The organism is Kutzneria sp. NPDC051319 (assembly GCF_040682195.1).
Classification (GTDB): domain Bacteria; phylum Actinomycetota; class Actinomycetes; order Mycobacteriales; family Pseudonocardiaceae; genus Kutzneria.
In genome coordinates, this window is record NZ_JBFBAM010000007.1 from 115,744 (window position 1) to 135,249 (window position 19,506).

General features: G+C 71.5%; 17 protein-coding genes. 10 read left to right on the plus strand and 7 right to left on the minus strand.

The genetic code is table 11. From position 1 onward, the window contains the following. The first annotated feature begins 76 nt into the window (after positions 1-76). Both AB0M73_RS09050 and AB0M73_RS09055 read left to right on the plus strand, forming a co-directional pair. On the plus strand, positions 77-373 hold the full coding sequence (locus AB0M73_RS09050) for a DUF3263 domain-containing protein (RefSeq protein WP_043719692.1): 297 nt from the start codon (positions 77-79) through the stop codon (positions 371-373). Further along, positions 370-990: a LytR C-terminal domain-containing protein gene (locus tag AB0M73_RS09055; protein ID WP_363888821.1), complete on the plus strand. Its 621-nt coding sequence runs from the start codon at positions 370-372 to the stop codon at positions 988-990. Before AB0M73_RS09050 ends, AB0M73_RS09055 begins: the two co-directional genes overlap by 4 nt. A gap of 434 nt (positions 991-1,424) precedes the next feature. Here the strand turns inward: AB0M73_RS09055 and groL are convergent, their stop codons facing one another. The 3 genes from groL to AB0M73_RS09070 all read right to left on the minus strand — a co-directional run bounded on the left by groL (position 1,425) and on the right by AB0M73_RS09070 (position 4,732). Beyond that, positions 1,425-3,047: a chaperonin GroEL gene (gene groL / locus AB0M73_RS09060; RefSeq protein ID WP_043719687.1), complete on the minus strand. Its 1,623-nt coding sequence runs from the start codon at positions 3,045-3,047 to the stop codon at positions 1,425-1,427. Between the two features lie 182 nt (positions 3,048-3,229). Beyond that, positions 3,230-4,423, minus strand: coding sequence for a protein kinase (locus AB0M73_RS09065; protein WP_363888825.1), 1,194 nt, complete (start codon positions 4,421-4,423; stop codon positions 3,230-3,232). Between the two features lie 105 nt (positions 4,424-4,528). After that, positions 4,529-4,732, minus strand: a complete 204-nt coding sequence (locus tag AB0M73_RS09070) for a cold-shock protein (RefSeq protein ID WP_025354171.1) — start codon at positions 4,730-4,732, stop codon at positions 4,529-4,531. Positions 4,733-4,949: 217 nt separating this feature from the next. Between AB0M73_RS09070 and glp the strand changes: the two genes are divergently transcribed. Genes glp through AB0M73_RS09095 form a run of 5 tightly spaced genes read left to right on the plus strand, consistent with a single transcriptional unit; the run spans position 4,950 to position 10,351 of the window. Then, positions 4,950-6,137, plus strand: a complete 1,188-nt coding sequence (glp, locus tag AB0M73_RS09075) for a gephyrin-like molybdotransferase Glp (RefSeq protein WP_363889152.1) — start codon at positions 4,950-4,952, stop codon at positions 6,135-6,137. Between the two features lie 9 nt (positions 6,138-6,146). Next, positions 6,147-6,425, plus strand: a complete 279-nt coding sequence (locus tag AB0M73_RS09080; protein ID WP_043719679.1) for a GlsB/YeaQ/YmgE family stress response membrane protein — start codon at positions 6,147-6,149, stop codon at positions 6,423-6,425. 55 nt (positions 6,426-6,480) lie between these two features. Beyond that, positions 6,481-7,191 (plus strand): phosphatidylserine decarboxylase, encoded by a 711-nt coding sequence (locus AB0M73_RS09085; RefSeq protein ID WP_363888829.1) that lies wholly within the window; start codon positions 6,481-6,483, stop codon positions 7,189-7,191. A gap of 5 nt (positions 7,192-7,196) precedes the next feature. Further along, positions 7,197-8,150 carry a CDP-diacylglycerol--serine O-phosphatidyltransferase gene (gene pssA, locus AB0M73_RS09090; protein ID WP_043719673.1) on the plus strand — a complete coding sequence of 318 codons (954 nt, stop codon included), beginning with the start codon at positions 7,197-7,199 and terminating at the stop codon, positions 8,148-8,150. 29 nt (positions 8,151-8,179) lie between these two features. Beyond that, positions 8,180-10,351, plus strand: coding sequence for an AAA family ATPase (locus AB0M73_RS09095; RefSeq protein WP_363888832.1), 2,172 nt, complete (start codon positions 8,180-8,182; stop codon positions 10,349-10,351). A gap of 345 nt (positions 10,352-10,696) precedes the next feature. Here the strand turns inward: AB0M73_RS09095 and AB0M73_RS09100 are convergent, their stop codons facing one another. From AB0M73_RS09100 to AB0M73_RS09115, 4 genes are all read right to left on the minus strand, one after another. Beyond that, entirely contained in the window at positions 10,697-13,327 is a 2,631-nt protein-coding gene (locus AB0M73_RS09100) for a CHAT domain-containing tetratricopeptide repeat protein (protein WP_363888835.1), read from the minus strand. Between the two features lie 64 nt (positions 13,328-13,391). Beyond that, on the minus strand, positions 13,392-13,856 hold the full coding sequence (locus AB0M73_RS09105) for a carboxypeptidase regulatory-like domain-containing protein (RefSeq protein ID WP_363889155.1): 465 nt from the start codon (positions 13,854-13,856) through the stop codon (positions 13,392-13,394). 44 nt (positions 13,857-13,900) lie between these two features. Then, positions 13,901-14,515 carry a sigma-70 family RNA polymerase sigma factor gene (locus AB0M73_RS09110; protein ID WP_363888838.1) on the minus strand — a complete coding sequence of 205 codons (615 nt, stop codon included), beginning with the start codon at positions 14,513-14,515 and terminating at the stop codon, positions 13,901-13,903. 305 nt (positions 14,516-14,820) lie between these two features. Then, positions 14,821-15,117 carry a hypothetical protein gene (locus tag AB0M73_RS09115; RefSeq protein WP_363888841.1) on the minus strand — a complete coding sequence of 99 codons (297 nt, stop codon included), beginning with the start codon at positions 15,115-15,117 and terminating at the stop codon, positions 14,821-14,823. A 681-nt stretch (positions 15,118-15,798) separates the two neighbouring features. On the opposite strand from AB0M73_RS09115, the gene AB0M73_RS09120 reads away from it, so the two are divergent. From AB0M73_RS09120 to AB0M73_RS09130, 3 genes are all read left to right on the plus strand, one after another. Continuing rightward, entirely contained in the window at positions 15,799-16,491 is a 693-nt protein-coding gene (locus AB0M73_RS09120; protein ID WP_363888843.1) for a copper homeostasis protein CutC, read from the plus strand. A 28-nt stretch (positions 16,492-16,519) separates the two neighbouring features. Continuing rightward, the gene (locus tag AB0M73_RS09125; protein WP_363888845.1) at positions 16,520-18,067 is read left to right on the plus strand and encodes a beta-N-acetylhexosaminidase; all 1,548 of its coding nucleotides are present in this window, start codon (positions 16,520-16,522) and stop codon (positions 18,065-18,067) included. Between the two features lie 86 nt (positions 18,068-18,153). After that, entirely contained in the window at positions 18,154-19,389 is a 1,236-nt protein-coding gene (locus AB0M73_RS09130; protein WP_363888847.1) for an MFS transporter, read from the plus strand. The last annotated feature ends 117 nt before the right edge of the window (positions 19,390-19,506 follow it).

Here is a 19,506-nt window from a genome sequence, read left to right on the forward strand (position 1 = left end):
AATGGTCGCCTGGGAATCACACGGCTGTGATTCCTGCGACCGCAGGGATCCGCGACCGTGAGGGGCGAGGAGCCAGATGGACGCCGTGAAGGCCATGACGCAGGTGGAAGAGCCTGCCGACGGCCTGACCCGACGAGAACACGCCATCCTGGCGTTCGAACGCCAGTGGTGGAAGTACGCGGGGGCCAAGGAGCAGGCCATCCGTGAGCTGTTCGACATGTCCTCGACCCGGTACTACCAGGTGCTCAACGGTCTGATTGAGAAGCAGGAAGCCATGGCGGTCGACCCCATGCTGATCAAGCGGCTGCGCCGGCTGCGCGCCGGCCGTCAACGCGCCCGCGCCGCGCGCCGACTGGGGTTCGAGCCCCGATGAGCACGCCGGAGCCCGCCGGCGGCCCGGCCCGGCCCGCCCGCATCGCCGGCATCGTCCTGCTCGTCGTCGCCGCCATCGCGCTCGTGATGGGCGTCATCAGCCTGCTGCCGCTCGGCGGCGGGGGCAACGAGGCCGGCGGCACCAGCACCACCACGCCGCCCCCGGCCACCACGACCACCTCCGGCCCGGCCAAGCCGACCACCACCTCGGCGGCCCCGCCGGCCACCACGACCACGGCCAAGCCGCCGGTCACCACGACCACCACCCAGCCGGCCCCGTCCGGCGGCGGTGGCGGTGGCGGCGGCGGCGGTGGCAACCCGCAGTCGGTGCCGGTGCGCGTGTACAACAACGGCACCATCGCCGGCATGGCCCAGCAGGCCGCCAGCGACTTCCGCGCCGCCGGCTACAGCGTGCCGACCGTCGGCAACTACTCGCAGGGCATCATCGCCACCACCACGGTGTACTTCCGGCCCGGCACCGACGAGGAAGCCGAGGCCAACGCCATGGCCCAGGCCTTCCACATGCGCTCCATGCCCCGCTTCGACGGCATCCAGGCCGCCGACCCCGGCGTCATCGTGATCATCACCGACGACTACAGCCCCCCGAAGAAGGGCTGACCTTCACGTGTGGAAGGGGCCATTCCTGGCGTTGAACGCCAGGAAGGCCCCTTACTGGCGTTCAACGTCAGGATGGCCGCACCCCAGGTTCATGAGGCCTGCTCGCTCCGCGTCGGGTTCGGGGCGCGGCTGCGGGAGATGGCCGTGGTGAAGGCGACCCACCCCGCGCCGCCGGGTTACCCGCCCCGTAGCGCGCGTGGCCTGACGGCTTCGCCCACCGCTCTCCAGGCGGCCCGCATAATCGTCGACGGTGTAGTCGATGACCTGTGCGCCGAGTGTCGCTTTCGGACACAACGGCGGAGCCAACCTGCCGATGAACCTCTGCCTGAAACCGTATTTCGGTGTGTCGGAGAGCGGGACTCGCGGGGGGCAAAGGGAAAGCCCGGCCCCGCGGAGCGGGGCCGGGCTTTGTGCCTCAGCTGGCGGGGCTGGACTCAGAAGTCCATGCCGCCGGCGTCGGGGGCGCCGGCCGGGGCCGGGTTCTTCTCGGGCTTGTCGGCGACGACAGCCTCGGTGGTGAGGAACAGCGCGGCGATCGACGCGGCGTTCTGCAGCGCGGAGCGGGTCACCTTGGCGGGGTCGATGATGCCGGCGGCGACCAGGTCCTTGTACTCGCCGGTGGCGGCGTCGAGGCCCTCGCCGGGCTTGAGGCCCTTGACCTTCTCCACCACAACGCCACCCTCGAGGCCGGCGTTGACGGCGATCTGCTTCAGGGGCGCCTCGACGGCGACCTTGACGATGTTCGCGCCGGTCGCCTCGTCACCGGTGAGGTTGAGGCTGGCGAACGCGGCCTCGGCGGCCTGCAGCAGGGCCACGCCACCACCGGCGACGATGCCCTCCTCGACGGCGGCCTTGGCGTTGCGCACCGCGTCCTCGATGCGGTGCTTGCGCTCCTTGAGCTCCACCTCGGTGGCGGCGCCGGCCTTGATCACCGCAACGCCGCCGGCCAGCTTGGCCAGCCGCTCCTGCAGCTTCTCACGGTCGTAGTCCGAGTCCGACTTCTCGATCTCGGCGCGGATCTGCTTGACGCGACCCTGGATCTGCTCGGCGTCGCCGGAGCCCTCGACGATCGTGGTCTCGTCCTTGGTCACCACGACCTTGCGCGCCTTGCCCAGCAGGGTCAGGTCGGCGTTCTCCAGCTTGAGGCCCACGTCCTCGGAGATGACCTGGCCACCGGTGAGGGTGGCGATGTCCTGCAGGATGGCCTTGCGGCGGTCGCCGAAGCCCGGGGCCTTGACGGCGACGGACTTGAAGGTGCCACGGATCTTGTTGACCACCAGGGTCGCGAGGGCCTCGCCCTCGACGTCCTCGGAGATGATCAGCAGCGGCTTGCCGGACTGGATGACCTTCTCCAGCAGCGGCAGCAGGTCCTTGACGGACGCGATCTTGGAGCCGAACAGCAGGATGTACGGGTCCTCGAGGACCGCTTCCTGACGCTCGGCGTCGGTCACGAAGTAACCGGAGATGTACCCCTTGTCGAAGCGCATGCCCTCGGTGAGCTCCAGCTCGAGCCCGAGGGTGTTGCTCTCCTCGACGGTGATGACACCTTCCTTGCCGACCTTGTCCATCGCCTCGGCGATGAGCTCGCCGATCGTGGAGTCGGCGGCGGAGATGGACGCGGTAGCAGCGATCTGCTCCTTCGTCTCGATCTCCTTGGCGGTCTTGAGCAGCTGCTCGGCGACGGCCTCGACGGCCTTCTCGATGCCGCGCTTGAGACCGAGCGGGTTGGCGCCGGCCGCGACGTTGCGCAGGCCCTCGCGCACCAGCGCCTGGGCGAGCACGGTGGCGGTGGTGGTGCCGTCACCCGCGACGTCGTCGGTCTTCTTGGCGACCTCCTTGACGAGCTCGGCCCCGATCTTCTCCCACGGGTCCTCGAGCTCGATCTCCTTGGCGATGGAGACACCATCGTTGGTGATGGTGGGGGCGCCCCACTTCTTCTCCAGCACGACGTTGCGACCCTTGGGGCCGAGCGTCACCTTGACGGCGTCAGCGAGGATGTTCATCCCGCGCTCGAGACCGCGGCGGGCGTCCTCGTCGAACGCGATCATCTTGGCCATTGCGGTGTGGTCCTCCGGCTTATGGATGACACGGTGCTCGGCCGGCTCGGTGCCCGCGACGGACGACTGCCGGGGATCTCCCCGACGGCCTCACCGTCCCGACCTAACGTGTTGGCACTCGCAGTGCCCGAGTGCTAGTTCGTGTTTAGCACTCGCGGAGGCCGAGTGCAAGCAAGGCGGCCTCAGGCAGTGATCCAGACGATGAACACCACAAGGATCACGAGCAGCGCGGTTCCGGCCAGGACGGGCACCGCCCAGCGGGCGGCGCCGCCGTCCTCGCGGAAGGCGGTGTTGTTGATCGGCGTCGGCGGCCGCAGCCGGATCGGCTGGTCACCGGCCTGCGCGTAGCCGTACTGCGGCTGCGCCGGGCCCTGATGCTGGTACGGCCGCGGCTGCATGGGCCCGGGCTGCTGGCTGGGGAACGGCTGCGAGGCGGGGCCGTGCGCCTGGGCGACGGCCTGCACCGGGACCGGGCCGCTGGCCGGCTCGGTGCGCAGGGTCGGCTGCTGGGTCACGGGCGGCGGCGCGGGCACGCCCGGCTGCGAGACGGTCACGAGCGCCGACCGCGCGGCGGCGACCAGCTCGCGGCAGTTGGCGTAGCGCTGCTTGGGGTCCTTGGCCATGCCCTTGCGGATCACGTCGTCGATGCCGGCCGGCAGGCTCACCAGCGTGGTCACCGACGGCGGCTGGCTGCCCAGGTGGCCCTGGATGACCTCGGACACGGTGCCCTGGAACGGCGGGCGGCCGGTGAGGCAGGCGAACAGCACGCAGGCCAGTGAGTAGAGGTCGGTGCGGCCGTCGACGGGCTCGCCCCGCAGGTGCTCGGGCGCCGCGTAGGTGGGCGAGCCGAGGAAGTCGCCGCCACGGGTGCGGTGGCCGGTGGCGCCGCGCCTGGTCAGGCCGAAGTCGGCCAGGTAGACGTGCTCGCCCGCGGACTCGCGGCTGGTGACCAGCATGTTGGCCGGCTTGACGTCCAGGTGCACCAGGCCGCGCCCGGCCAGCATGTCCAGCGCCTCGCCGGCCTGGCTGACCAGGATGAGGGCGCGCGAGGGCGTCAGCGGCCCGTCCTTGATCAAGCTGGCCAGGTCGGACCCGTCGACCAGCCGCATGGCGATGTAGAGCAGGCCGTCCAGCTCACCGAAGTCGTACAGCGGCACGACGTTGGAGTGGTCGATGGCCGCGGTGTTGCGCGCCTCGTCGACGAAGCGCTCCCGGAACTCCGGGTCCTCGGTCAGGTGCTCGGAGATGACCTTCAGCGCGACCTTGCGGCCCAGCCTCATGTCCGTGGCGCGGTACATGACGCTCATGCCGCCTCGGCCCAGCACCGCGTCGATGCGGTAGTGGCCCAGGCGCTTACCGGTCAAGTCGTCCGACACCAGGTCAGCCTAACGTCCGCGAATCTCGCCTCGCGGCCGGTTGGTGGGAAAACGGCGGCGGCCGCGCGGGCCGCCGCCGTTCAACGTTGCTTCGACTTCGTCAGATCAGACCTTGCGGACGTCCGCGGCCTGGCTGCGGCCGTCACGGCCGGCCTGGACCTCGAACTCAACCCGGTCGCCCTCGGCCAGTGCCCTGAATCCGTCCATCTGAATCGCCGAGTAGTGGACGAACACATCCTGACCACTGTCCTGAGCGATGAACCCGTAACCCTTTTCCGAGTTGAACCACTTGACCGTGCCGACTGCCACGGCGTCCTCCTTGAGATGTGGCGCACGGCGCTGGGGGCGCCGAATGGATCTCACGACAACGTTAGCGGCGAGCAGGCGGCTCGCCATCTGCTTGTCGGGTGCTCTTCATGCGCCAGAATCGTTGCCGCACAGCAATTTCCGATGACTCGAACGGCGGTACCGCCGTCACCGGCCGGTATGCGGGAGGATGGGGGCCGTGTCCACTTCAGCTAGCCGGTTGGCGACCGTCGACGAACACCTTTCGACCGTGTTGGGGCTGGTCGGCAATACGCCGGTCGAACGCATTCCGGTCGCGGACTGTCTCGGTCTCGCCATCGCCGAGGACCTTCACTCTCCGGTGGCGCTGCCACCGTTCGACAATTCGGCGATGGACGGTTACGCCGTTCGGGCGCGAGACATCAGGGATGCCCCGGTCGAACTCCCAGTAACCGACGACATCCCCGCCGGAAAGACCGAATCGACCGAGCTCATGCCCGGCACGGCGCAGCGCATCATGACCGGGGCCCCGGTGCCGCCGGGCGCGGACGCCGTCGTCCAGGTCGAGCTGACCGACGGCGGCGTCGAGCGGGTGTTGATCAACGGCGAGGTCGAGCCGGGCCTGCACATCCGCCGGGCCGGCGAGGACGTCAAGGTCGGCGACGTGGTGCTGCGCGCGGGCGCGGAGCTCGGGCCGGCGCAGCTGGGCCTGGCGGCCGCGGTCGGCGCGGGCGAGCTGCCGGTGCGGCGGCGGCCTCGGGTGCTGGTGCTGTCCACCGGATCCGAACTGGTCGCGGCCGGGAATCCGTTGCTGCCCGGCCAGATCTACGAGTCCAACGGCGTGATGCTGGCCGCGGCCATCCGTTCGGTGGGCGCGCTGGCCGAGGTGCTGAGCTTCGTGCCGGACGACGTCGACGCCTTCCACCAGGCGCTGGCCGACCGGCTGGACTCGGCCGACCTGATCGTCACCTCCGGTGGCGTCAGCGCCGGCGCCTATGAAGTGGTGAAGGACGCCTTCACCGGCAACGGCGTGGAGTTCCGCAAGGTGGCCATGCAGCCGGGCATGCCGCAGGGCGCCGGCAACTACCGGGGCGTGCCGGTGGTGACCCTGCCGGGCAACCCGGTCAGCGCCCAGGTGTCGTTCGAGGTGTTCCTGCGGCCGGCGCTGCGCTCGGCCATGGGGCACGCGGTGGTCCAGCGGCCGACCCGGACCGCCGTGATCGCCCAGGCCCTGCACTCGCCGCCCGGACGCCGCCAGTTCCGCCGCGGTGTGCTCGACCACGCCGCCGGCACGGTCGAGCTGGCCGGCGGCCCCGGCTCGCACCTGCTCAGCGCGCTGGCCGTGGCGAACTGCCTGGTCGTCGTGCCGGAGGGGGTCAGCGAGGTGGCGGCGGGCGATCTCGTCACCGTTGTCGGACTCGATGCGTAGAGTCGTGTCGTGGGACTCATCGGATGGATCGTGCTGGGCGCGATCGTGGGCTGGGCGGCCAACCTCGTCGTCGGCGGTCGCGACCGCCGGCCGCAGGGCTGCATCGTCAGCATCCTGGTCGGCGTGGCCGGCGCGTTTCTCGGCGGCTGGCTGTACCAGCTGGCCACCGGGCATCCGCAGGACTTCGGCTGGAACTTCACCAGTTTCGGCATCGCGCTGGTCGGGGCGGTGATCCTGCTGGCGCTGCTGAGCCTGCTGCGCGGCGCCGGGCGGGGCGGCCGTCAGTAGCGCACCCGGTGACGCGCGAAAGGCAGCCGCGGCGGGTGCCCTATCGTGTGGCGCGATGAACGCCAACTCGCCCGAACCCGCCGGGTTCTCCGCCAGCCACTTCCTGGACCTGGCCCGCAAGACCGTGCCGCCGATGCACCCGGGCGGCCGGCCGATCGTGGCCGGCTTCGCCGTGGGCGCGCTCGTGCTGCGGCTGATCAACCGCCGGCTGGGCTTCCTCGGCTTCGTGGCCACGGCCTGGGCCGCCTGGTTCTTCCGTGAGCCGGCCCGGGTGACGCCGACCCGCCCGAACATCGCGGTCGCCGCGGCCGACGGCACGGTCGCCGACGTCCTGGAGGCGGAGCCGCCGGCCGAGCTCGGCCTTCCGTTCGGGCGGATGCTGCGGATCAGCACCTTCCTCAACATCTTCGACGTGCACGTGCAGCGGCTGCCGGCCACCGGCGAGATCACCGCCGCGCACTACCGCCCGGGCAAGTTCCTGTCGGCCGACCTGGACAAGGCGTCCGAGGACAACGAGCGCAACTCGCTGGCCATCCGCACCGAGGACGGCAAGGACCTGGTCGTGGTGCAGATCGCCGGCCTGGTCGCGCGTCGCATCGTGTGCGAGGTCAAGGCAGGCGAGCCGGCCGTCGCCGGCCGCACCTACGGCCTGATCCGGTTCGGCTCGCGGGTCGACCTCTACGTGCCGCTGGGCAGCAAGGTGCTGGTCGAGCCGGGGCAGCGCACCATCGGCGGCGAGACCGTGCTCGCCGAACTCGGGGGCTGACCACCATGCCTTCGGGGCCCGGTGTGCGGCTGCTGCCCAACGCCATCACGGTGCTGGCCATGTGCGCCGGCCTGTCCGGCGTGCAGTTCGCCCTCACCAACAACTACGCGGTGGCGATCGGCGCGATCGGCGCGGCGGCGATCCTGGACAGCCTCGACGGCCGGATCGCCCGGCTGCTGGACGCCACCAGCAAGATGGGCGCCGAGCTGGACTCGCTGGCCGACGCCATCTCCTTCGGTGTCTCGCCGGCGCTGATGCTCTACATCTGGGCCCACGGCTCCGACAACGGGCTGTGGATCGTCTCGCTGATCTTCGCGGCGTGCATGGTGCTGCGGCTGGCGCGGTTCAACACGCTGCTGGAGGACACCGAGAAGCCGCCGTTCACCAAGGAGTTCTTCGTCGGCGTGCCGGCCCCGCCGGGCGCGTTGCTCGCCCTGCTGCCGATCGTGCTGTGGCTGGCCGCCGGCAACGGCTTCTGGACCTCGCCGATCGTCGTGGCGATCTGGACGGTGATCGTGGCCGCGCTGATGATCAGCCGGGTGCCGACGCTGTCCCTGAAGACGATCAAGGTGCCGCCGCGGATCGTGGCCCCGCTGCTGGTCGGCGTGGTGCTGGTGGCCGCGACCGTGCTGCTGTACCCGCTGTGGGCGCTGGTCGCGGCGATGCTGATCTACCTGGGGCACATCCCGTACTCGGTCTACCGCTACTACTGGCTGGCCCGGCACCCCGAGGCCTGGTCGGTGCCGTCGCGGGAGCGGCGGGCCATCCGCCGTGCCGGCAGCGCCGCCCGCCGGTTCGGGCTGCGGCCGCCGCTGCGCCGCCGGGTGGCCGGCGCGGCCAGCCGGATCAGCCAGGTTCGGCTGCCCCGGCGCACCGACTCGACCACCAACGGCAACGGCGACGGCACCCGCCGCCGGGGCTGGCGTCAGCTGGGGCTTCGCCGCCAGGAACGCCGCTGAGTCACGCTCGCCGTGGCTAAGCTGGCGCCGTGATCTCGCTGACCGCCCGGCTGTCCCCGTCCGCGTTGGACACCCGGCGAGGTGTCGTCCGCCTGCATCCCGAGGTGCTCGACGCGTTGGGCCTGCGTCAGTGGGACGCGGTGAAGCTGACCGGGGCCCGCGTCAGCGCCGCGCTGGCCGCGGCCCACGACGGCGAGACCCCGCACGGCATCGTTTTCGTCGACGACGTGACGCTGTCCAATCTGGGCATCGTCGAGGGCTCGGAGATCGCCGTCGCGCCGGTCGAGGTGTCGGCGGCGCGGTCGATCGTGGTGTCCGGCTCCCGGCTGGCCTCGGCCTCGGTGCACCCGGACACGTTGCGGCTCGCGCTGACCGGCAAGGTCCTGACCACGGGTGACGCGGTGTCGCTGCTGCCGCAGGACCTGGCCCCGCCGCCCGGCTCGGACGTCTCGCAGGCGCGGCGGCAGCTGTCGCTGGCCATCGGCACCACCTGGACCAACGAGCTGATCACCGTGACGGCCACGCAGCCGCCGGGGCCGGTGACGATCGGCCCGAGCAGCGTGTTGACCTGGCGTGGCATGGAGGTCGTGGTCGAGCCGGAGCCGAAGCCCGTGGAGGTTCCGGTCGAGCTGCCCGAGGTTCCGCCGGTGCCGATCGCGGACCTGGTCGGCCAGCAGGACCAGGCCAAGCTGTTGACGGAGTGGCTCGACCTGACCTTCCACCGGCCGGAGCTGCTGGCCCAGCTCGGTGCGTCGGCGCAGCTGGGCGTGCTGATCAGCGGCCCCGAGGGCGTCGGCAAGGCGACCCTTGTGCGGGCCGTGGCGCAGAGCGTCGGCGCCTCGGTCGTGGAGCTGTCCGCGCCGAGCATCGCCGCGCTGGAGGCGAACGCCGCGGCCAAGCAGCTGTCGGCGGCGATAACCAAGACCGCCAAGCATTCCATCCTGTTGATCTCCGATATTGACGCGCTGCTGCCGACCACTCCGCCGCCGGTGGCGACGATCGTGCTGGACACACTGCGCGCGGCCGTCCGCACCGAAGGCCTGGCCCTGGCCGTGACCAGCGCGCACCCGGAGGCCATCGACCCCCGTTTGCGCGCGCCGGAGCTCGTGGACCGCTCGCTCTCGCTTCCCTTGCCGGACAGCAAGGTTCGCGTGGAGTTGCTGCGGGTGCTGCTGCGCGAGGTGCCGGTGGAGTCCGATGTGGACCTCGGCGCGGTCGCCGACCGTACGCCCGGCTTTGTCGCCGCCGACCTGGCCGCGCTACGGCGCGAGGCCGCACTGCGGGCGGCCATGCGGCACTCAGAGGGTGTGCTCCAGGTCAGCCAGCAGGACCTGTTGGGCGCGTTGGAGACCGTGCGCCCGATCTCTATGTCCACTTCGGACACATTGCAGACCGGCGGCCTGACGCTGGACGACGTCGGCGACATGAAGGACGTCAAGCAGGCTTTGACCGAGGCCGTGCTGTGGCCGTTGCAGTACCCGGATTCCTTTGCGCGCCTGGGAGTTCAGCCGCCGCGCGGGGTGCTGATGTACGGGCCGCCCGGCTGCGGCAAGACGTTCCTGGTGCGGGCGCTGGCCGGCAGCGGGCGGCTGAATGTGCTGTCGGTCAAGGGCGCGGAGCTGATGGACAAGTTCGTCGGCGAGTCCGAGCGGGCCGTGCGGGAGCTGTTCCGCCGCGCCGCCGAGGCCTCGCCGACCATGGTGTTCCTGGACGAGGTCGACGCCCTTGCGCCGCGCCGGGGCCAGTCCTCCGACTCCGGCGTCGCCGACCGGGTCGTGGCCGCGCTGCTGACCGAGCTGGACGGCGTGGAGCCGCTGCGGGACGTGATCGTCGTCGGCGCGACCAACCGCCCCGAGCTGCTCGACCCGGCCCTGTTGCGGCCGGGCCGCCTGGAGCGCGTGATCTACGTGCCGCCGCCGGACGCCGACGCTCGGGCCGAAATCCTGCGCTCGTCGTCACGCAACATGCCGCTGGCCGCCGACGTGGATCTGGCGGCCCTGGCCGAGGAGTTGGACGGCTACTCCGCCGCCGACTGCGCCGGCCTGGTCCGGGAGGCCGCGCTGACCGCCATGCGGGAGTCCCTGTCGGCGGCCGAGGTCACCGCCGCCCACCTCGCCAAGGCCCGCACCGCCGTCCGCCCCTCCCTGGACCCCGCCCAACTAGCCGCCCTAGCCGCCTACGCCAACTCCCGCACCCTCTGACGCCCCCGCGAGTCACGCTCTCCGGCACACCGAAATACGGTTTCAGGCAGAGATTCAGCGGCGGAGTCAGGCCAGTCCGTCGGCGACTGTGCGGGCCGACGGAGAGATCGGGTGGGCGGAGCCGCCAGGCCACGCGTGCTACTGGGCGGGCAGTCCTGTGGGCCACGGTGGACGGCCGGCGCGACGGTGCGTTCGTCGGCAGCCTCAAACCGGATCTTGACGATCGTCGATGGCATGAATCCGCCCGCGGCGGCGTCACCGAGGCAGGCTGCCGCTACCGCGAGTCCCGCTCTCGGGCACGCATGAACTCAACACATGGCTGCCCGAGAGCGGGACTCGCGGTGGTTAGTTGCTGGCGCCCAGGCAGATGAAGGGGCGGCGGAAGGGGTCGGCGGCGGTGGCGTCGGCCAGGGCGACGGCGGGGCGGGCGCCTTCAGCGACGCGGCGGTGGTAGAAGGCCATGCTCTCGGCGGCGGTGTGGTCGCCGACGCGGGAGACGGCGGCGGTGACGGTGCGGACGCCGGTGGCCAGCAACGCGCCGGCGAAGCCGAGGGCCTCGTCGCCGGGGCGGATGCGGGTCATGGCGAGCTCGCAGGCGGCGAGGACGACCTGCTCGGGCGGGCGTTGCAACCGGGCGGTCTCGTGGGCGAAGAGGCCGCCGTCGACCAGGTCGAGACGGGAGAACAGGGCGTTGCCGGGCTCGTGCATGCCGTGGGCGGCGATGTGGGCGAGCTGGGCGCCGTCGAGGGCCTCCAGCACGGCTTCGACGGTGGCGGAGGAGCCGTCGAGCACCTGGGCCCCGGGCAGGTAACGGGTGAGCTGGGCGACCTCGCCGACGGCGGCGGGCAGGTCGGGGCCGCCGACCAGAACCGAGCGGCCGGTGCCGGGGAGCTGCTGGTCGGCGGAGGCGGACAGCCAGGCGGTGGCGGAGGGCGCGACGACGACGGGCCGGCCCCGAAGCGACGGCAGGGCGCCCCAGGCGATGGGGTAGAGGGGCCCGGTGGGCACGACGACGAGCTCACGGTCGCCGATGATCGAGGCCAACGGCCGCAGGAGCTGGTCGTCGAGGAACTGGGCGCGGCGGCGGGCGGAGGCGGAAACGACCTCGACGAGGGCCGACGACAGGTGGTCGGGGGCCAGGGCGTCGAGGTCGGCGTGGAACATCTTGGCGGCCTGGCGGGCGTCGGCGACGCTGCCGAGGCGCACGAGCCGGGGCCGGCCGTCGACGATGACCACGGCGACCAGCACGTCGTCGACGGCGGCGAAGCTGATCATGGCTCGGTCTTCGAGGCGCTTGCCCACCTCGGCCAGGTCGGCGACGGGGCGGGGACGGCCCCACACGGTGGTCTGCCAGCCGAGCCGGGTGACCTCCTGCTGGAGCGCGGCGTGCCGGGCGGCCATCTCCCGGACCCGGCGGCCCTCGGCCTTGGCCAGCTGCATGGCCCGGGTCAGTCCGCGGATCTCGGTGATCCGGTCGGCCAGCTCGGGATCGTCGATGGACGGTTGCGGCTCGTACCGGTACACCTGTGCCCGGGTCCGCTCCAACCAGTCGAACAGCCGTCGGGCGTCGGCGGTGGAGCGGTTGCCGTCCAGCACGAGCCGCACGGCCAGCACGCCGAGCTCACGCCCATGCACGGCGGTGCCGCTCACCAGCTCCAACCCGCCCATACGGTCACGGGTGCGACCCAGCTCGGTGAAGCCGGCGCGGGCCTGGCTGAACGCGGTGCGCCGGTCGCCGGTGGCCACGGCCACCTCGGCCCGGGCCAGCCGGCGCAGCATGCGGTGGTCGATGGAGGTGAACCGCCGCGGCGCAGGCACCTCGGCCAGCAGGCGGGCGGCGTCGGACACCTCGCCCCGCCGCAGCTGGAGGCGCACGGCGAGCAGCTTGGCGACGGCGGACTCGTCGGCCTGCGCGACGCCGCTGAGCCCCTCGGACAGCTCCAAGGCCCGCCGCACCAACGTCTTCGACGGCTTGCGAGGGGTCCTCATCGCGGCCCCGACGGCGGCGTGCAGCCCGGTCAACGAGGCCAGCCAGGCCATGGCCGGCCGTTCCTGCCGCAGGTAGCGACGCCGGGCCAGCTGGGCGAACGACCGGGCGGTGGCGTAGTCGCCCTCCATCACGGCGGCGGCGGCCCGCAATGTCTCGGCCTCGGCCAGGTCCCGGTTGCCGCCCTGTTCACGCAGGCTGCCGAAGGCCTCGTCCAGCGCGTTGGCGGCCTCCTCGGCCAACCCGGCGTACAGCAGCACCTGCGCTCGGTCGGACCGCACCTTCGGCACGGCCGTGGGCGCCACGCGCGCCATCAGCCGCTCGGCTTCCTCGTAGTAGCGCAGCGCCGTGGGGGCATCGCCCATGCGGTAGTGCATCTCGCCGAGGTTGTTGGTGGTGATCGCCAACGTCAGCGGCGAGTGGTAGGTGTGCCCGAGCCACAGGCAGCGGCGCAGGTCGTCGCCGGCCGAGTGCGGGTTGCCCATGGCGCTGTTGACCAGGGCGCGCGCGGTCAGGGCGCTGATCAGGCCGTTCTCGACGGGCGCGCCGGAGGCCAGCGCCTTGTCGGTGGCGACGACGGCCTTGTCCAGCACGACGAGGGCCTCGGGCAGCCGGCCGGCCCGCCACAGCAGGTTGCCGCGCTGCCGCTCGATCAGGCCTTCCAGCACCATGCGCGGCGAGCCGGTCGGCATCGACGACACCAGCCGGCCGGCCAGTTGGAGCGAGGGCATGCCCTCACGCAGCCCGTACGCCTCGGCGTCGGTGTGCGCCAGGGAGCTGAGCACGCGGACCCGCAGCCGCTGCTGCTCCTGATCTTGAGCGGGCACCCGGTCCAGCAGCTTCAGCGCCCGGCGGTGCAGCCGGGATGCCTCGGCGTACTGCTGCGACAGAGCCGTCCGGTGCGCGCCGGCGTGCAGCTTCGCCACCCGCTCCAGCACGGCCACAACGGCGCGTGGGCGCGCGGCAGCGGCGGTGGACGACGGAGGCACTTGTACATACCAGCACACCCCGCCGAAGGTGTGGTGTCCACCGTACGGGGAAAGATCGAGTCGTCTACAGCATCAGCGTGGGCGTCACGATCGTCCGCGGGCGGGAACCGGTTCCGTTGGCCAGGTGCACCACCAGCTGCGTCGTGCCCTTGGGCACGTCGTCGACCGCGAACCGACCGCCCTCGTCGGCCTCCGCGGTGGTGGACGAGTGCCCGGCCACCCGGACCTCGACGGTGTGCGGTCCTCCGGGCACCAGCCAGCCGTCGAACCGGTACCCGGCACCGGCCGGAGCGAAGCTGACCATGATGGTCAGGTCTTCCACGGTGAACGTCACGGTGTTCGGGCCGGCGCCCCGGACGCCGGCCAGCTCCTCGGCGCGCTCCCAGCGGGCGACCTCGACGTCGAGGTCCTCCAACGCGATCGCGAACTGGACGCGTTCGACGAGGTCGGCCGGTACCGGGTCGACCTTGTCGAACAGCACGTCGAGCTCGGCGAGCAGGAGCAGGTCCTGCTCGGCGAGGTTGTCCATGTCCACGCCGGCCTCGTCGAACTCGTGCTGACCATCGGCAGTGCTCATTGCGGGCCCCCTTCCGAGTCCAGGAGCTCGCGCAGCGAGGTCAGGCAGCGGCCGCGGGTCGGGCCGATGCTGCCGCGGGGCATCTCCAACGCCTCCGCGACCGCGTCGTACTGCGCCCGGCCGGACAGCACGGTGAGCGTGAGCAGTTTCTGACAGCGGTCGGTGAGCTGCTTGAACGCGGCCCACAGCCGACGGTCGCGGTCGTCGCGCAGCACGTGCTGCTCGGGACCGTCCACCTGGGCCGGTATGTCCACCAGGTCCTCGGCCGCCACCGGGGTCTCCCGGTCGAAGCCGGTCGTCTTGGCCCGCTGGGCCTCGCGCCGCGCCGTCACGATCAGCCACGCGGCCAGGGCCTTGGGCTGTTGCAGCCGGTCGAGGTGGCGCAGCAGGGCCAGCCAGACGGTCTGCACGACGTCCTCCGCGTGCACCTTGTCCAGCCCCTGGCTGCGCGTGACATGCCAGACCAGCGGCGTGAGGTCGGCGACCAGCACGTCGAGCGCTTTGCGGTTGCCGGCTCTGGCCGCTACGAGACACGCCGCGTGGCGGTCGTGACCGGTCAGCCCCTCCCACGGGTCGTGGCCGGTCAAGCCGTCCCACGTGTCTACGGCCATTCGATGCACCTCCGGGTCTGAGGTACGTCGGCGCGCCCCGGTCCCCCTGCCACGGGGACGCACCCCGTGCCTGCATCCTGCCCTACCCGGTGTAGTTCTCCACACCCAGATGGGCCAATCGTGCTCGATGACGGCCACGCCCCCCGGCGTGTTTCCGTGTGCTGCCACCGCCGCCCCATTCACTCCGGCGGACCCCCGGACGGGTCCCGACGTAGGTAAGAGCGGCGAACTCGGAGCCAGATACTCACGAATTGGTAACAACGTGTCCGTGCTGGTGGCGGGGCTGCCGCCACCAGCACGATCCGTCACGGGCGGACGATCTCCGCGTGCGGGATGCCGCCGTTGGGGTGCGCGACGCCGCCGCCGGCGGGCCTGGTGGTCTCGGCGTGCGGAATGCCGCCGTTCGGGTGCGCGACGCCGCCGCCGACGTGGGCGACCATGCCGCCGGGGTGGTCCTCGGCGTGCGGGATGCCGCCGTCGGTGGTCTCGCCGCCGCCGTCCTGCGCGTCGGCCAGGGCCTGCTCGACCTCGTCCAGCATCGCGGGGTCGAGAGTGGTCGCGTCCGGAGTGCTGGTCGACGTGGTGTCGTCCGTGGTGCTCATGAGTCGTCCCCTCTGGTGTTCCCCGGTGACGCCAGCCGCGCCGTCTCCCCACGTGCGGCTTGCGTCCTGTCGTGGAGCAACACGGTGACCCGGCCCCTCCCGGTTCACCATGCGTGCTCATTGTGCCGCCGAGTCACCTCGAACAGCGCAACGATTTAACAAGGGATCGCACGATCGGACTAGATACACGCCACGGTGTGATCAACACGGCGGACGAGGGAAAACCCCTGGACGCGCAGAAGGGCCGGAGACGACTGTGGCGGCCCGGCGTCGGTTCTCCCCTTCCGACGCAGGCGTGGTCGTCTCCGGCCCGCGAACCCTTCACACCCCCGCTGACGTGAAGGGTCCTTCCACGCTGACCGGCGCCCGCTTCTCCGACGACCGAACCGATGCCCCCTCGACACCGGGCCGACCGACACCCCTGTGTGCGGGCACCCGTCGCGCGTGTACTGACCTGGCGGAACCGTCATCCCCATGGCGGTCCTGCCACCCCCGACCGGCGCTTGTGGGGCGCCTGGTCCGCCGTCCCGTTCCCCATGGCGTGGGTGAACGGGCCGGACATGAGGACAGGAGCAGCGCCTCGGCCAGGAGATACAAGGTTGCGAAAACTTTCTCGAAGTTTCCGATCTTGCCTGATCGGCGGTGGTGATCACGGGGCCCTTGGCCTTATGGTCTAGACCTATGTCCGACTTGCTGCTGGAAGTCATCGCGCTCGACGCCCGCGACGCGCACGCCGCCCAGGAGGGTGGGGCCGACCGGCTGGAGCTCGTCAGCGACATGGCCGCCGACGGGTTGACCCCGGCCGTGGCCACCGCGCGGCGGGTGCTCGCCGCCACCGACCTGCCCGTGCGGGCCATGCTGCGCGACGACGCCGGGTTCGCGCCCTGGTCGCTCGACCAGCTGCGGGCCGAGGCCATCGCGCTGCGGGACGTCGGCATCACCGAGTTCGTGCTGGGCTGGCTCACCGTCGACGGCGCCGTCGATGTCGCGACCTGCCGGGCCGTGATCGACGAGCTCGACGGCTGCAAGTTCACCTTCCACCGGGCCCTGGACCACGCGGCCGACCCGCTCGCGGCGTGGAAGGACGTGGCGGCGCTGGGCGCCGACACCGTGCTGGCCGCCGGCAGCGGCAAGGGCGTGGCCGACGGCCTGCCGGTGCTGCGCGAGCTGGCCGCCAGGCAGGAGGCCGACGGCCTGTCCGTGATGGCCGGCGGCGGGCTGAGGGCGGAACAGGTCTCCGGGCTGCGGGCCGACGGCGTGCGGCGGTTCCACGTCGGCAGCGCGGTGCGTCCCGGCGGCTGGGACTACCCGGTCGACGCGAGGGCGGTCACGGAGTGGGCGGAGTTGATTCAGCACGCGGGCACACTGGTCTAGACATAGGACGTCGCTTAGCATCCGGGGCGTGCGCGGATTTGAGACCCTGCTGCCCCGACCGTCGCGAGTGGACGCCACCGGCGGCAGGCTGCCGCTGGACGAGAACACCACGCTGGACGGTGATCCGGCCGCGGTGACGTGGCTGCGCGAGGTGCTGGTGGCGGCGACGGGCCTGCCGCTGCGGTCCGCGGCCGACCCGACGATCCGGTTCCGCATCGTGCCGTGGCTGGACGGCCACCTGATCCGCGTGTTCCCGGACGGCGTGCTGGTGGAGGCCCAGGACGAGGAGTCGGCGTTCCACGCGGCGCAGTCGGTCCGGCAGCTGCTGGGGCCCGAGGCGTTCCGGCGCGCGCCGATCGGGAACGGGCAGTGGTCGCTGCCCTGCGGCGTGGTGGAGGACCGGCCCCGCTTCGGCTACCGCGGCGCTTTGCTCGACGTGGCAAGGCACTTCATGCCCAAGGACGGCCTGCTGCGGTTCATCGACCTGCTGGCCGCGCACAAGATGAACCGCCTGCACCTGCACCTGACCGACGACCAGGGCTGGCGGTTCGAGGTCAAGCGCTACCCGAAGCTGACGGAGATCGGCAGCTGGCGCGAGGGCTCGCGGGTCGGCGTCCGCACGGACGATGCGACCGACGGCCGTCCGCACGGCGGTTTCTACACCCAGGACGATCTCCGCGAGGTCGTCGCCTACGCGGCCCGCCGGCACGTGGTGGTCGTGCCGGAGATCGACATTCCCGGCCACAGCCAGTCGGCCATCGCGGCCTACCCGGAGCTGGGCAACCTCGACTACCCGCTGCCGGTGTGGCCGCTGTGGGGCGTCAACGAGAACGTGCTCAACACCGAGGACTCCACAGTGGACTTCTACCGGCACGTCTTCGACGAGCTGGTGGACGTGTTCCCGTCCGAGGTCATCTGCGTCGGCGGCGACGAGGTTCCGACCGTGCAGTGGACGCAGGAGCAGGCCGACCAACGTGGCCTCAAGACGGTGCCGGAGCTGCACGGCTGGTTCATCCGCCAGATCGCCGAACACCTTGGCACGCATGGACGTCGCGCCATGGGCTGGGACGAGATCGCCGAGGTGGGCCCGCTGCCGGGCGGTGCGGTGATCGCCTCCTGGCGCGGCGAGCGGGCCGGGGTGGACGCCGCCCGCGCGGGCTTCGACGTGGTGATGTGCCCGGAGCAGAAGGTGTATCTCGACCACCGCGAGTCCGACCGGCGTGACGAGCCGATCCCGGTCGGCATGGTCCACACCGTGTCCGACGTGTACGAGTACGACCCGATCCCGGTCGACCTGACCGGCGACGCCGTCAAGCGGGTCCTGGGTGCGCAGGCCAACGTCTGGACCGAGCACCTCGACTCGCCGCGGCGGGTCGACTACGCGGCCTTCCCGCGGCTGTCGGCGTTCGCCGAAGTGGTCTGGACCGAACGGGGCAACCGGGACCTGACCGACTTCACCCGCAGGCTGACCGAGGACCATCTGCCCAGGCTGGACGCGATCGGCGTGGAGTACCGGCCCCTGGACGGGCCGCACCCGTGGCAGACGCGGCCGGGAGTGCCGGGCCGCCCGCGTTAGGCGACGCGGGTGAAAAGCCCGCGAGCACCACCCGTTTCGCTCACCACTCGCTACCGTGCCAGCACGGACGGTGGGGGCGGTGCGGGATGGCGGGACGGTTCGGGGCGGCCTTCGCGGTCGCCGAGTACAGGGCGATCTGGGCCGCGGGCGGCCTGTCCATGGTCGGCGACCAGCTGGCCCGCGTGGCGCTGGTCGTCCTGGTCTACGACAACACGCACTCGGCCGCGCTGACCGGGCTGACCTTCGCCCTGACGCTGGTGCCGTCCTTCGTCGGCGGCGTGTTCCTGTCCGGACTGGCCGACCGGCTGCCCCGGCGCCGGGTGATGCTGACCGCGGATCTGTTGCGGGCGGCCATGATCGTGCCGGTGGCGATCCCCGGCATGCCCTTTCCGGTGCTGTGCGTGCTGGTGGCCGGGGTGTCGCTGCTGAACGCCCCGTTCCGGGCCGGCGAGCAGGCGCTGCTGGCCGATGTGTTGCCGCAGGACGGTTTTCTGGCCGGCATGGCGATCCGCAACATCACCAACCAGTCGGCCCAGGTGCTCGGTTTCGCCGGCGGCGGCCTGCTGCTGGCGGTCATCGGGCCCTATTGGACATTGTCGCTGGATGCCTTGTCGTTCCTGGTTTCCGCGATTCTGCTGCGCGCGGGTGTCCGGGCCCGGCCGGCGGCGCTCAATCCCGCACATCGGGCCACGCCCGGCGGTTTTGCCTTGCTACGCAACGATCCCGGTCTGCGGGCGCTGCTGCTGATCGGCTGGCTCACCGGCATGTTCATTGTGTACGAAGGCCTGGCCGGGCCCTACAACGACGAACTGGGCGGCACCACGGTCACCTTGGGCCTGTTGCTGGCCGCCGATCCGGTCGGCAGTGTCATCGGAGCGTTCGTGTTCGGACGATTCGTGCCGGGCACCGCGCAGGCCCGTGGACTGGCGCTGATGTGCGTGGCCTCCGGCGTTCCGCTGCTGCTGTGCCTGCTGCATCCCGGACTCGTCGCATCGGCCGCCCTATTCATCGTCGCCGGCGCATTCGGCACCGCGACGTACATGCAGACAACGGCGTCGATAGTTCGGGGAGTGCACGATTCTCGACGGGCCCAGGTGTTGGGTCTGGCATATGCGGGAATGATGGCCGCGCAGGGGTTGAGCCCATTCGTGGCCGGACTGGTCGCGGACCGTGTCGGCGCGGCGAATGCGGTGGGCTGGTTTGGGCTGATCGGGCTGCTCATCGCGGCGCCGGTGGCGGTGGCCTGGCGTCGCGCCACCACCAGCCGGCCGGATATCTGGCTGCCCGCACCGGAATCAGGGGCGGACACCCGCAGGAGCTAGTCGCGTGTCATTCGCGTAACGGCCATGGCGAACCCTCCCGATCACAGTTGTGAACTCACCCGGATGAACCTAGCGAATCTGCCGTGCCCGGTTGAACACTGGACACGGCGGTCGAAA

Excerpts from the sequence above, each read along its gene's own strand:
- AB0M73_RS09050 (WP_043719692.1), top strand. The coding sequence starts at position 77 with ATGGACGCCGTGAAGGCCATGACGCAGGTGGAAGAGCCTGCCGACGGC.
- AB0M73_RS09085 (WP_363888829.1), top strand. The coding sequence starts at position 6,481 with ATGAACGCCAACTCGCCCGAACCCGCCGGGTTCTCCGCCAGCCACTTC.
- pssA (WP_043719673.1), top strand. The coding sequence starts at position 7,197 with ATGCCTTCGGGGCCCGGTGTGCGGCTGCTGCCCAACGCCATCACGGTG.
- AB0M73_RS09105 (WP_363889155.1), bottom strand. The coding sequence starts at position 13,856 with ATGGACAACCTCGCCGAGCAGGACCTGCTCCTGCTCGCCGAGCTCGAC.
- AB0M73_RS09055 (WP_363888821.1), top strand. The coding sequence starts at position 370 with ATGAGCACGCCGGAGCCCGCCGGCGGCCCGGCCCGGCCCGCCCGCATC.
- AB0M73_RS09115 (WP_363888841.1), bottom strand. The coding sequence starts at position 15,117 with ATGAGCACCACGGACGACACCACGTCGACCAGCACTCCGGACGCGACC.
- groL (WP_043719687.1), bottom strand. The coding sequence starts at position 3,047 with ATGGCCAAGATGATCGCGTTCGACGAGGACGCCCGCCGCGGTCTCGAG.
- AB0M73_RS09110 (WP_363888838.1), bottom strand. The coding sequence starts at position 14,515 with ATGGCCGTAGACACGTGGGACGGCTTGACCGGCCACGACCCGTGGGAG.
- AB0M73_RS09120 (WP_363888843.1), top strand. The coding sequence starts at position 15,799 with ATGTCCGACTTGCTGCTGGAAGTCATCGCGCTCGACGCCCGCGACGCG.
- AB0M73_RS09130 (WP_363888847.1), top strand. The coding sequence starts at position 18,154 with ATGGCGGGACGGTTCGGGGCGGCCTTCGCGGTCGCCGAGTACAGGGCG.